This window comes from Brevibacillus sp. SKDU10 (genome assembly GCF_001645205.1).
Classification (GTDB): Bacteria; Bacillota; Bacilli; order Brevibacillales; family Brevibacillaceae; genus Brevibacillus_B; species Brevibacillus_B halotolerans.
The window spans coordinates 1-12,746 of sequence record NZ_LSSO01000011.1 but is presented as its reverse complement, the minus strand read 5'-3'; the positions used below and the strand labels follow the sequence as shown (position 1 = coordinate 12,746).

The window sequence follows — 12,746 nt, the reverse complement described above, 5'->3', positions numbered from 1 at the left end:
CTTCTTACATGAAACCCGTAATGAAACTCAAAAGGGCTTATGAAAATGCTATCAGTAACTGTATCTATATAGGTTTCAATATATTTATGTAATTGGTCAATATTTAATCAGCTCCTTGACTTTTCCTATTTTTTATAAGTTATCTGGATTTATCTAATCTATTGAACCTTTCTTTTGGGAAAAATTGTTTTCATTACTCCATCTTCACCAACTCCAGAAGTTGATTTTGTTAAAATAAGGCGATCACAGATAATCAATAGGCATTAAATACTACCGAATTTATCCGGGCCTTAACCAGCATTTATTCCTGCATAAGTAGGAATCGATTATTTATATGTCAAGCTTCAGAAAATTAGCCTGTACCTGTTGTATTTGCTATACAGCAATTGATGAGTCCATAAAAGTATAAAAAGGTCGCACTTCCCCTTACTGAGAAAAGCTAGTTAAGGTAGAACGATCTTTTTTTATTACACTTGTACAACAAGAATAATCAAGTACTACAATCAGAAGCGACTATAATATATATTCGTTTTTTAAAACTAAAAGTGTGCTAGAAGGTATGTTTCTTTAAGTTTTTGAAAGTTTACACTTGATTTTGCAAGATTGCTATTCAATCTTTCTATCTTTTGAATGAAATCGCCTGTTTTTGTTTTAATTTCAGAAAGAAATTGTGCTTTATTTATAATCTCATTTTCCCATCCAGCATCATAGATGCCACAAAGAGGAACAGCAGACACGACTACATTAGGAATCCTATCTGTTGCCAGTACGAAATCAATCAATACATTTTCATTACTATTTTTGAACACGATCCAGTTATCAGGTTCCTCTATGGTTTTAATAGCAGCATAACCCTCCTTTTTTAATAATAAAACAGCATCATTTAACAGTCGAAACCAAAGGATAATCCATTCTCGGAATAAGTTGAATTCATGGACCGTAGCATCTTCACAATAATATCCATATTCCTGCTCATTAAAAGAAAAGAGTATCAACCCTAAGAAATCATCACCGTAGTCTTCTAAAAACTCTTCATACGTAAGGGAGGCAAGTTCTGATTCAGACAAAGCAAGCTGATAATTAATAATAAACATATTAACTCCTTCCTAATAATCAAAATCTTTTAATGTGTATCTATGTGGACCATAAGCAGTACTAGGAAAACCTTCGCCGATATAAATAGTGATTTTTTCACCTAAATATTCGACGACATGTTTACCATCGCACGTTTTCCCCTTTTTAACAGCATCATCAAAAGCAAACTGAACGGCATCTGCCATCTGTTTGTTTAACCATTCTTTGTTGAAATAACTTCTTGGTTTGTTGCTTGGCCCCCATAAGTTAACAAGAAACTGTTCAATATATTTGATATCTTCCCAAGCAGACATATCAAAGACTGGGATGCCAGATTGATCAATAGCTTTCTGACCATCTAAGAAAGTGGGAGACCCATTAAATACAGAAGGTAGTAATAGTAATGTAATGGAGAGTAATTCACCTGATTCTGAATTAATCCCAATCTCTATAAAAGATTCTTTTAAATCTCCAGTTCTCCAGTATTGAATAGGAAATGCAAAGGGAGTTTTCCAGTAAGCATTGAACGGGATATGATCATCTAATTCTAGCGTTTCTTGTTCTAGTTCTTGGCTTCTAATTTTTCGTAACATGTACATCCCTCTTTTATATTTACTTATAGTCCAATAGATAGGTAATCATAAAATACACATTATTCTAATATATATCAAACTTTATGTAATACGATAGGCAAGAACAAGAGATTAATTTATTCTTTAATCTTGTATTTTAGCTTTTTAGATGGAAGTGTTAGATTTATCCTGCTGTTTCTAATTGCTTTTATCAAGTATATTTACCTAGCACTATCAATTATTTTTTCGCATTGACTTCTATTTGCATGAATTCTCTGTTTAAGATGAGGAGAGGGATTACATAAAGAAAAAAGCAAACAAAAAGTTAGAAGGAGGAACTAGATCAGAAATTCTTTCAAAATGTAGCTGTAGATACGAAGCGTAATTGAAGCAATTTTCCTACGATTTGCTAAACAAACATCTGTTAACAAATTTACTGTATACTAAAGACTTCTATTAGCAAATTTGGCTTGCTCATGATACAAAGTAATTTATTAGGAATAACGCTAGAAAGACATGAATGAATCTAGCATCTGATCCTTATTGTGAAGAGTATGCAATAATCTCGATTTGCATATGGATTAAAACAAGAGCAATTTCTAATAACTTATTCTCCTTGATAGGAAATGGGCATGGTAAGGCGAGGGTATAAACCGATTTGTGATGAGGAAAATTGATATTACGTAAGGGAGCATTAACAATGGGTAAAATGGATGAACAAATTTTAGTGGTAAAACGAACGGAACTATTTGATAATGAGCGGTTGGCTTTCCAAGGAATTGAAAAGGAACCTGACAGAATCACGAGGCTAATGAGTAATATTTCATCTCATTATTCTGTTATGAGACGCGGAGATGCTGAGGAAGATCCGGGCTTTAAGCAACCAATTCCATATGTAGTGATTCGCAAGGGCAATGAGCTGTTCATGTACAAACGTCTATCAGGCGGGGGAGAAGCACGTCTGCATGACAAGCTGTCATTAGGTACGGGAGGTCACATGAATGACGAAAATACCAGCAGCTTCGAGGAAGTTTTAGAGATTAATTTACTTAGAGAGCTAGAGGAAGAGCTGGACATTCAAGCAGCAGATCGAGAGTTTAACACGATTGGCTTTATCAATGATGACTTAGAAGAAGTAGGTAAAGTACATATTGGACTTCTTGTAACACTTGATTTAGATGAAGATGCGACTGTGAATGTAAGAGAAATTGATCAGTTGGAAGGCAAGTGGACAACCATCGAGGAGTTGTTACAGCCGGATATATATGGAAGATTAGAAAGCTGGTCAAAATTTGTAGTAGATGTATTGAAGTAGAACGCAGCGGGGGAGCTGACTCCCCCAGTTGGTAAAATGAACAGGTAACGAGGTATGGCGGCAAGGGTTTTACATTTTTTCTAAAGAAAAACGGTTGAAAATACAAGCCTTAATAAACGTTTTGGATTCAAGCGTACTTTCATCGCTGTGCTGTCAGGCCGTAACGTCTCTAATCACTTCGCAAGCACGAAGTTCGATGAAGCCCTATAGTCATTTACCGATAAAATGAAATTCCCCTTTGATGTTGATCCTCCATATGCAAGCCTTCACCAATCTGTTGATCAGCTACCGCTACAAAGCTGTATTGTATCTTGATCCTACAGCAGTGCAAGTTGCAGGTGTATCGTCACCACAGCGAGCATTTTACGAAAAAAAAGATGATATTCTTCCGTGAATTGGTTTTTATGGATAGATGATACATTTATATAAGCGAAATCAAGTGAAGTTTCACAGATAAGACATTAGCTATAATTGACGTCAACCTGAGGCGTTGTTAAAATTATCTAGGTAATAATGTGAAAAAATTCACGATATTGATTCTCATTGCTTCAAAATAGCTAAAAGGGGTTGTACATCATGAAAAGAATTGTAACATTGAGCACGCGTAAATTGCAGGATACCGCAAAGTTTGGTGGATGTGGCGCATGCCAGACATCCTGTCAGTCTGCTTGCAAAACTTCCTGTGGAATTGCCAATCAGCAATGTGAAAACAAATTGAACAGATAGGTAATTGAAATGTACCGCCCAACTGCTTTGCGGATGGGCGGCAATTTTTATGGGTAAAAGGAGCTTGATTATCAAGTATGATTCATCAATATAAACTAAACGGATACAACATTGTGCTTGACACCTACAGTGGATCGGTGCATGTTGTCGATGACCTCGCTTATGAAATCATCGCACTTTACGAAAATACTTCTACAGAAAAAATAGTGGCAATGATGCTGGAAAAGTATGCACATGATTGTGCCATTTCTGAGCTGGATATCCGTGAAACCTTAGCAGATGTTGAGGAGCTAAAAAAAGATGGGCAACTCTTTACTGAGGATGAATTTAAGGACCTCTCTATTGATCTGAGAAATCGTCAGACCTATGTAAAGGCTCTATGCTTCAATGTTGCGCATACCTGTAATCTGTCATGCGAATATTGCTTTGCTAGTCAGGGGAAATACCACGGAGACAGAGCAATCATGAGCTATGAGGTTGGGCAAAGAGCTATCGATTACCTATTGGAAAACTCGGGTCACCACCGAAATCTCGATATCGATTTCTTTGGCGGAGAACCGCTTATGGCTTGGAAGGTTGTCAAGCAGATTGTCGCTTACGCAAGAAGTAAAGAAAAAGAGTACAAAAAGACTTTTCGGTTCACCTTTACTACGAATGGTATGTTACTTAACGATGAGGTTACCGATTTCTTAAATCAAGAAATGTATAATGTTGTATTAAGTCTTGATGGCAGAAAAGAGGTTCATGATCGACTTCGCAAAACAGTCACTGGAGAGGGAAGCTACGATTTTATTGTTCGGAAGTTCCAGGATTTTGTCAAGAAGCGTGGAGACAAAGAATACTATGTACGTGGAACCTACACCCACAACAATCTCGATTTTACCAATGACATTTTTCATATTGCAGACCTTGGATTTGACAAACTCTCGATGGAGCCTGTTATCTGTGATCCAAGAGAGCCCTATGCGCTAACCGAGAATGACCTCCCAGAGATTTATAACCAGTATGAAATTCTCGCGAAGGAAATGCTTCAACGTAAGGAAAAGGGCAATGGGTTTACCTTCTACCATTATATGCTTGATCTCTCAGAAGGCCCTTGTATTCAGAAAAGAATTGCTGGCTGTGGTTCAGGAACCGAATACCTTGCTGTCACTCCATGGGGTGATCTTTTCCCTTGCCACCAATTTGTAGGGGATGAGAATTATTGTATCGGGAACATTTGGGATGGGCTTACCAAACCAGAGTTGCAATACAAGTTTAAAGAAAGCAACTGCTATTCGAAGCCGGAATGTCAGGACTGCTGGGCAAAACTGTACTGTAGTGGTGGTTGTCCTGCTAATGCGCTTCATGTGACGGGCTCCCTCAATGGAACCTACGACTTCAGTTGTGATATCTTCCGGAAGAGAATTGAATGTTCCATGATGGTTAAGGTAGCCGAATCGATCAGCGCTATGGAGGAGCAAATCGTGGACTGGGATCACTAATGTGTATTGTTTTAAAAATAAATAGCCCATGTGTTTTCAGTAGAGAAGAGTTCCTATAGTAATATGGAACTCTTTTTTATATACATCAATATTGAGGTGGTAACTAAGGGATAAAATATGAAATGGCACAGGAAAAGGTGGGGAATTTTTCTTATGCAAATGAGGAACAGTGTTCTATATTTAGGGATAGGAAGGGTAAAAAGCTACTTGCCACGTCACAAGAGTAGTTCTTGCAAGTTGCATTGTATGAATCTGTATCGTATTATAAGATATATTCTTGATGTACGATATAAAGGAGAGCTAGATGACAAAAGAAATTGTAAAATTGAACCAACTATGGACCGACATATACTATCAATTACGCTATAACCATAATGAAAAGATTACTCACCAGAGTATTAGGATTTTGCAGGTGATTCAAAAGGAGAGTGAAGTTGGGATCAAAGACATTGCTCAAGCTATTCAGGTGTCGCATAATACAGCCTCAGAACACATCAAGCGCCTATTAGAAAAAGAGTATGTCTTTAAAACTCGCAGTCAAATTGATGAGCGAAAAGTAATTCTTAAACTTACTGACGCGGGAAATGAGGTTTTGCACCGTCATTCCAGTCTCGATGAAGAAAAGCTTGAACACCTTCTTTTTGAAAAAATGACTGCTGAAGAGAGGCAATTCGTTTTAGACGCCTTTACTTTAATAAAGGAGAGGGCAGAAGATGTACACACTAAGTAAAATTATCGTGTCGGCAATTATTATTGGAATAATCACTGAGGTCTCGCGCAGATTTCCTACTCAGGGTGGAATCATTGCAGCTTTACCTATCGTTAGTATTTTGAGCATTTTTTGGCTTTATGTGCAGGGTGAGCATATGGAAACATTAAGTAGATTTGCTTTAGGAGTGGTGTGGGGGCTTCCTGCAACAGTGGTTATGCTGGTGATTGTAGGAATATCTCTGCATCATTCTCTGCATCTTTTTGCTGCGTTAGGTTTAGGTGTGGTAGGATGGGGGATATTTTTATATGCTCAAGACTTAATTGTAAAGCAATTTGTATAATGCGGATAGGTTGAAGAATGATGGTTTGAAGTAGGGCAGGAGTAGCTCTCTTTTTTATTTTTCATAAAGTTGATTGCCTATCTGCCTAGTATAATAGGAATTTACTTGTTTTCAAAAAAACGAAAATAGATGAGAAAGTGTGGAAAGGGTATAATTAATTGGCAAAAGTAGACACTAAAAGGGATTGGATAGAGATAGCCAAAGGGACATATAGAATATCAATGATTTTGATGTGAAGGAAAATTAAGGAGACAACAACATAAATAAGAAAAGGGGAAATGGAGATCCGATGACGCAGGGAAAAGCAATGCAAGAAGCAGGATGGAACTTTGACAACAGTTATGCACGTTTGCCAAAATCATTTTTTTCAAGTCTCAACTTAAACCCTGTACGCTCACCAGAGCTGATTATTCTCAATAAAAAGTTGGCAGAAGCACTTGGGTTAAACATGGAGGCACTTCAAAGCGAAGATGGAGTAGAAGTGCTTGCTGGCAATCGAATTCCCGAAGGTGCTTTTCCCATTGCTCAAGCTTATGCGGGGCATCAATTCGGGCATTTTACGATGTTAGGAGATGGACGGGCTCTGCTGCTTGGAGAGCAGATCACTCCTCTAGGTAAACGCTTTGATATACAACTAAAGGGTTCAGGAAAAACGCAATACTCTCGTCGGGGCGATGGTCGAGCGGCACTTGGACCGATGCTACGTGAATATATCATCAGCGAAGCAATGCATGCCCTTGGTATTCCTACTACCCGCAGTCTAGCGGTGGTGACAACCGGTGAGACAGTCATTCGTGAAGCTGACTTGCCTGGTGCAATTCTAACACGAGTGGCTGACAGTCATATTCGTGTCGGCACCTTTGAATACGTTTCAAAATGGGGCACGATTGATGATCTACGAATCTTAGCGGATTATACATTGCAAAGACATTTTCCAGAAGCTGAAGCTGGTGAGAATCTCTATCTTTCATTACTCAAGGAAGTCATCAATCGTCAGGCCTCACTGATTGCTAAGTGGCAACTAGTAGGCTTTATTCACGGGGTGATGAATACCGACAACATGGCCATTAGTGGAGAAACCATTGATTATGGTCCTTGCGCTTTCATGGATGCCTATGATCCGGCAACAGTATTTAGTTCCATAGACATTCAAGGGCGTTATGCCTATGGCAATCAGCCGCGTATTGCTGCATGGAATCTCGCGCGATTCGCTGAAACACTCTTGCCTCTGCTCCATGACGATCATGAGCAGGCGGTCAAACTGGCCAAGGATGCCATTTCAGATTTTACTGAGTTATATCGCAGTAATTGGATTGCGGGAATGAGAGCAAAGCTAGGAATCTGTAATGAGGAGAAACAGGATGAATCCCTTATTGAAGATCTCCTCACTATGATGCAGAAGTATCGTGCGGACTATACCAATACCTTCCTTGCATTAACATTTGGTAGGCTAGAGGATACGGTTCTGTCTGGAACTTCAGAGTTTGCCCAGTGGCATGAAATGTGGCAGGCTCGCCGAGGCAGGCAGCAGGAATCGAAATCAACCTCGTATCAATTGATGCAAAACAGCAATCCTGCGCTAATTCCAAGGAATCATCGGGTAGAAGAAGCTTTAGAAAGCGCAGTACAACAAGGAGATTACAGCCTGATGGAGCGGCTTCTTGTTGCTCTTTCAAATCCTTACGCTCACTCTATCGAACAGACTGAATTCTGTACACTCCCTCCGCAGTCAGCTATTCCTTACCGAACCTATTGCGGGACCTGATTGTATAGAGCCGTTTGATGATGAGATGGCTACATCCATTGTTTGTACAGTCTTGGCTTACCAAGCACCTTTTTATTATATTGAAGCTTTGCTGAAGCAAGCAATCAGATAGCCAGGATTAATGAATTCATTTCATGAAAAAAAGCTCGTGCTTCCTTTTGGAGTACCGAGCTTTTTTGTGTTAATACGAATTGCTTTTGGACTCAGCTTTTGGTAATGCTTGCATGGGAGAACGGCTGTCCACTTTTCCGAAATGGAGAATTCTCCATACTTCAAAGATAAGATGATGGGTCACGTGATCCAATTCTTCCGTACGAGAAATAATTTTGTAAATTCGATCCATCATGACCTGATATTCTTCTTCGCTTAAATGCACGTGGGGCATGTTACATTCACCTTCCAATTTATGTGTTGTATCCTTATTGTCACCTTAATACCAGCGGTTTTAATCAGTGCTCAACTTTCTTTTTTTTCTTCCATATGTCATCATGGAAGCAGATTTGTTTCAGAGAGGAGCAGCAGATGTATGAAGCCAAATACGAAAGCTATGCAACGTGGTATACAAAGCGCTATTAAGCAATTGGAAGAGCGTTTTTTAGAGCGGGAGGAATTGATTCGTCTGTTGTTTTTAGCGGTCATGAGCGGTGAGAATGCTCTGTTAGTAGGCCCGCCAGGAACTGCAAAATCACAGCTAGCTCGTGCTTTCTCACAATTATTTGGTACCAATCATTGGTTTGAATATTTATTAACACGCTTTAGCACACCTGATGAATTATTCGGTCCCATCTCCATACAGCAATTAAAGCAGGATCAATATGTGCGCAAAACAAAAGGATACTTACCTACGGCACAATTTGCATTTCTGGATGAAATTTTTAAGGCAAACAGCGCTATCTTAAACGCCTTACTGTCTATTTTGAATGAACGCGTCTTCTTTAATGGTCAAGAGAAGGAGGAAGTACCATTATTGTTTGTGATGGCGGCCTCTAACGAGCTGCCTGACGATCAGGAGCAATTAGCGGCGTTATATGATCGGTTTCTTATTCGATATGAGGTTGGCTATTTGAAGCTTGCGTCCAGTTACGAGAAGATGTTTCAGCTTGATTTTGAACCTCTTCCTACCTTATTTAACATGTACGAAGTAAAAGATGTACAAGAAGCGGCTTCTAAGGTGCATATACCGGAATCACTTGTTTACTTCTTATACAGATTAAAGCAGCAGATGGAAGATAAAGAGTTCGTTATATCTGATCGTCGTTTGCGTAAAATTGCCCTAGTATGGCAAACCTCCGCTGTATTGAATGGAAGGGATGAGGTTTCTCTCTGGGATACGGTGTTTACTCCACATATGCTTTGGGATGTACCTGAGGATTTACCAGCACTGAATGAGCTGTACCAAGAGAGATTTATGGAATCCTTGAAGGTAGAGCTAGAGAAGGAGCTTCCCTTGCGCTATTACGAACAGATTTCAAGCAAATGGATGGAAAAAGAGGAAGAGCTTCATGCTTTCCAATTTAAAAAGGAAATTGGCTCCAAAATGACCAAGGAAGCTTCAGAGCAAGCAAAAAGAATGCTGGAGCAGTGCCGGATAGAACTGGAAGAAACAGGACGTCGTCTTCAGCAAAAGCTGACGGACTGGCTTAAGCAGGAGGCGGACTTGCCTGGTTATCTTTTGGAGAAAAATTTTATGCTATTACATGTGGAGTCTTATACGGTGAAGTTCGCGCACCTGCGTCTGGAGGGTGAACGACATTTGCAAATCCTACAGGGCTTGTATCGTACGCTGTTTGACCGAGAGCTTCCTGGAGTCGAGTACGACTATACCTTGTAATGGTGGTGACGGGATATGTTTGTACGACACCAGCGTGTAGATCGCTATGTGTTTGATGCTTATTTTCGTTCTTCTCGTATTGCCAAGGAATGGGTCGAGGAAACGATGCGTAAATCGCCATGGTTTAGCGAGGCACTGTTGTTTGATTTCTTCTTAGCTTTTTATTTGAAGCAGCCAGAGGTAAATGAAGCTAGTGATGCTGCTTCATTTCATCGTTGGATGATTCGTTCTTTGTTGCGTCAGCATTTTTACCAAAGCATTCATCCAAGAACCATAGCTAGCGAGAGCGCCTCCTTTAAAACGGCGAGTAAGGCACTTATGTGGCTAGTCTCTAGCTTTGAGGAAGAGGTGCAGCGGCGTAAAAAAATGGACAAGATACTCGGTGTTTCAGATCAATCACAGCAAGGGCAAAATGCTGAGCTGCAATCGAGTGATCCTGAGCAAACGGATCAGCTACTAGAACGATTGACTCAAAAACAGCAGGAGCAATTACGGTTGGTAGGCTACACCTTACAGCAGGGGAAGCAAATGGTAGAGGATAAGGAAGAATCTCAATCTGCTCGTCCGCTGGCAGAAGAAGAGGTGCAGTTACTGCGCAGTCGAATCATAGAGTTGCAAGAAGAGATGAAAACGAATTATATAAAGCGTCCCAAGCTGTTGCAGAAGGTGAAAAAGCTGGAAGCAGAATTGATGCAGAGACAAAAGCAGGTAGAGCGTCTCATAAAGCAAGAAAAGTCGGCAATCCAGCGCCTAGAACAGGAATTGGGTGACTGGTTACAGCAATCTTTAAAGAAGTCATTACAGACAGAAGAGCAGGATACCTCATATTTGTTTGCCTTGGTAGAGGCGAGTCAACGCTTCTCGAATCGACGATGGGGAAGTGATCTTGGGAAACTAAGAAGGGAAACATATGAAAAGTATTTAAAATGGGTGGAGAAGCTTTCCAAGCATCCAGACCTACTACACTTTTTGCAGGAAGTGGGACGTAATGTTCACCAATTTTCTATGCGTAAAAAAAAGCGTAAAGAACGACGTATGCCGGAAGAATATGATGATTTAAGACAGAGTGGAGATTTGTCTCATTTATTGGCGAGTGAAGCGTTGTTACTTGCTGATCCTGATTTAGAAACCTATTTTATGGTTAAGGCGTTGGAACAAAAATTACTAACATACGATACGATAGGATGGCGTGATGAGCCTCCTAGCGGACCTGTAATTTGCATGTTGGACAGTTCTCATTCTATGCGAGGTGCAAAACTTCGGTTAGCCCAAATTTTTGTAATGACCTTTGCAGCTATCTCTTTATTGGAAAAACGTGATTTTATGCTCATGCTATTTGGTACAAAGGGCGAGGTTATTGAACGACCCTTGTATTATAAAAAGCCGGATTGGATGGGGTTTTATGAGCTAGCTCAGCAGGCTTTTGGTGGAGGCACTAATTTCGATGAACCAATAAAGCGGGGCATACAAATATTGCATGAGAATCCCAAGTTCGAAGCTGCTGATTTTGTTATGATTACTGATGGTATTGGAGAAATATCTTCGCCGGTGCGTCAATTATTGGGCAAGGTGGCTGTGAATAAGCAGGTTAAGTTGCATTCATTAATTATGGGAACGGCACGACAGCATCTCGTTCAGACCTATGACCTGATTGGCATTTCGCATCGGGTACGTTTTGCTACTTCATGGGAAAGCAATGACCCACAGAACAGCGGACTCTTTCTCGATGTATTTGCTCAATAGCGGAGTGCTAATGTTTCATTAGTATGCCCAAAATGAAAAACTATATATCGAAAAGAGCTGCAGACCGATTAGGTTCCGCAGCTCTTTTTGGCTTGTTCTCTTCTTATCCAATCCGCGCAAGCATTGTTTTACTAAATTCTAATTCATTCATTTTTTCTAAAACCAATACTGGATCATATTCCCAGCTTGCTTCCTCTAACATCAACTCCACAGGAGCATCAGATAGAATGGTTGCTAATTTTTGACTTAGATATACCTGGTCTTTATTCTCTGTTAATTTGACTCGCATTTTAGGTGTTAGCGAGTCTAAATTAGCATACAGATTATCTAGGGAACCATGCTCTGTTATTAATTTCACTGCTGTTTTTTCACCAATGCCAGGACAACCGGGGATACAATCAGAGGTATCTCCTTGCAGGGCTTTTACATCAATAACCTGAGCAGACGTAATACCTTTTTGTTCGAGTAAAGACTGCGGGCAGTAATGCTCATGTTTCCCACCGTTTTTTAAAATTTTAACATGTACCTGGTCACAGACAAGCTGCAGGTTGTCATAGTCACCCGAGCATATGATTACTTCGTGACCTTCTTCAGCAAATCGTTTGGATAACGTACCTAAGATATCGTCCCCTTCATAACCTGACAAGCCTACATTAGGTATAGAAAAAGCCTGGGTAACCTCCTTCACCAGCGAGAACTGAGGAATTAACTCAGCAGGTGGTTCGACTCGATTCGATTTATAACCATCGTACCACTGACTACGCAATAAGGACTCGCGTGAAGCGACATCCCAAGCAACGATCAAATGAGTTGGTTGAATGAGGTCTGCATAATCAAGCATCATTTTGGTAAAACCATAGACAGCATTCGTGTACAAGCCGCTTTTGGTTTGACGAATACTGCCTGTCCATGAGGAGGCATAAAATGCACGGAAAAGAAAGCTCATGCCATCCAATAGTAAAATTTTATTCTTCAAAGCAAATAACTCCTCCCATTATAAACGCCAAACTTTCTCTGTTCCGCTATTATAGCATGAAAGGCGGGGATTGACTGATTTCTAGAAAATAGTAAAAAAAATCAGGAATGAAAAAAATGAAATGATACATCATATAGATACACCTCCAAAAACAACAAAGAAATAGCGTAGCCATCAGCATTGAGCCTATCAGAATTGGGTCGGTTGA

Annotated in this window: 12 protein-coding genes; 8 read left to right on the top strand and 4 right to left on the bottom strand. The window is 39.9% G+C overall.

Features of this window, described 5'->3' with window-relative positions:
* Positions 1 to 539 precede the first annotated feature (539 nt).
* Positions 540 to 1,094, bottom strand: coding sequence for a hypothetical protein (locus AYJ08_RS01485; RefSeq protein WP_064016306.1), 555 nt, complete (start codon positions 1,092 to 1,094; stop codon positions 540 to 542).
* 12 nt (positions 1,095 to 1,106) lie between these two features.
* On the bottom strand, positions 1,107 to 1,667 hold the full coding sequence (locus tag AYJ08_RS24225) for a hypothetical protein (protein ID WP_231928966.1): 561 nt from the start codon (positions 1,665 to 1,667) through the stop codon (positions 1,107 to 1,109).
* Between the two features lie 679 nt (positions 1,668 to 2,346).
* Here AYJ08_RS24225 and AYJ08_RS01475 point away from each other — a divergent pair.
* The 6 genes from AYJ08_RS01475 to AYJ08_RS01455 all read left to right on the top strand — a co-directional run bounded on the left by AYJ08_RS01475 (position 2,347) and on the right by AYJ08_RS01455 (position 7,988).
* Entirely contained in the window at positions 2,347 to 2,961 is a 615-nt protein-coding gene (locus AYJ08_RS01475) for a hypothetical protein (RefSeq protein ID WP_031414814.1), read from the top strand.
* 576 nt (positions 2,962 to 3,537) lie between these two features.
* Entirely contained in the window at positions 3,538 to 3,687 is a 150-nt protein-coding gene (gene scfA / locus AYJ08_RS22700) for a six-cysteine ranthipeptide SCIFF (protein WP_003346275.1), read from the top strand.
* A 77-nt stretch (positions 3,688 to 3,764) separates the two neighbouring features.
* On the top strand, positions 3,765 to 5,171 hold the full coding sequence (scfB, locus tag AYJ08_RS01470) for a thioether cross-link-forming SCIFF peptide maturase (protein ID WP_064016305.1): 1,407 nt from the start codon (positions 3,765 to 3,767) through the stop codon (positions 5,169 to 5,171).
* A gap of 304 nt (positions 5,172 to 5,475) precedes the next feature.
* Positions 5,476 to 5,901 carry a MarR family winged helix-turn-helix transcriptional regulator gene (locus AYJ08_RS01465; protein WP_064016304.1) on the top strand — a complete coding sequence of 142 codons (426 nt, stop codon included), beginning with the start codon at positions 5,476 to 5,478 and terminating at the stop codon, positions 5,899 to 5,901.
* A complete protein-coding gene (locus tag AYJ08_RS01460; protein ID WP_064016303.1) occupies positions 5,885 to 6,223 on the top strand; it encodes a DUF3147 family protein in 339 nt (112 codons plus the stop codon). The genes AYJ08_RS01465 and AYJ08_RS01460 overlap by 17 nt, the downstream gene beginning before the upstream one ends.
* A 289-nt stretch (positions 6,224 to 6,512) precedes the next feature.
* A complete protein-coding gene (locus AYJ08_RS01455) occupies positions 6,513 to 7,988 on the top strand; it encodes a protein adenylyltransferase SelO (protein WP_064016302.1) in 1,476 nt (491 codons plus the stop codon).
* 181 nt (positions 7,989 to 8,169) lie between these two features.
* Here the strand turns inward: AYJ08_RS01455 and AYJ08_RS01450 are convergent, their stop codons facing one another.
* Positions 8,170 to 8,373 (bottom strand): hypothetical protein, encoded by a 204-nt coding sequence (locus tag AYJ08_RS01450; protein WP_003342165.1) that lies wholly within the window; start codon positions 8,371 to 8,373, stop codon positions 8,170 to 8,172.
* 141 nt (positions 8,374 to 8,514) lie between these two features.
* On the opposite strand from AYJ08_RS01450, the gene AYJ08_RS01445 reads away from it, so the two are divergent.
* Together AYJ08_RS01445 and AYJ08_RS01440 are read left to right on the top strand one after the other, a co-directional pair.
* Positions 8,515 to 9,819: an AAA family ATPase gene (locus tag AYJ08_RS01445; RefSeq protein ID WP_064016301.1), complete on the top strand. Its 1,305-nt coding sequence runs from the start codon at positions 8,515 to 8,517 to the stop codon at positions 9,817 to 9,819.
* A 15-nt stretch (positions 9,820 to 9,834) separates the two neighbouring features.
* The gene (locus AYJ08_RS01440) at positions 9,835 to 11,562 is read left to right on the top strand and encodes a VWA domain-containing protein (RefSeq protein WP_064016300.1); all 1,728 of its coding nucleotides are present in this window, start codon (positions 9,835 to 9,837) and stop codon (positions 11,560 to 11,562) included.
* A gap of 103 nt (positions 11,563 to 11,665) precedes the next feature.
* Here the strand turns inward: AYJ08_RS01440 and AYJ08_RS01435 are convergent, their stop codons facing one another.
* Complete coding sequence (locus AYJ08_RS01435) at positions 11,666 to 12,538, bottom strand: 5'-3' exonuclease (RefSeq protein WP_082890831.1); 873 nt, start codon at positions 12,536 to 12,538, stop codon at positions 11,666 to 11,668.
* Positions 12,539 to 12,746: the final 208 nt, after the last annotated feature.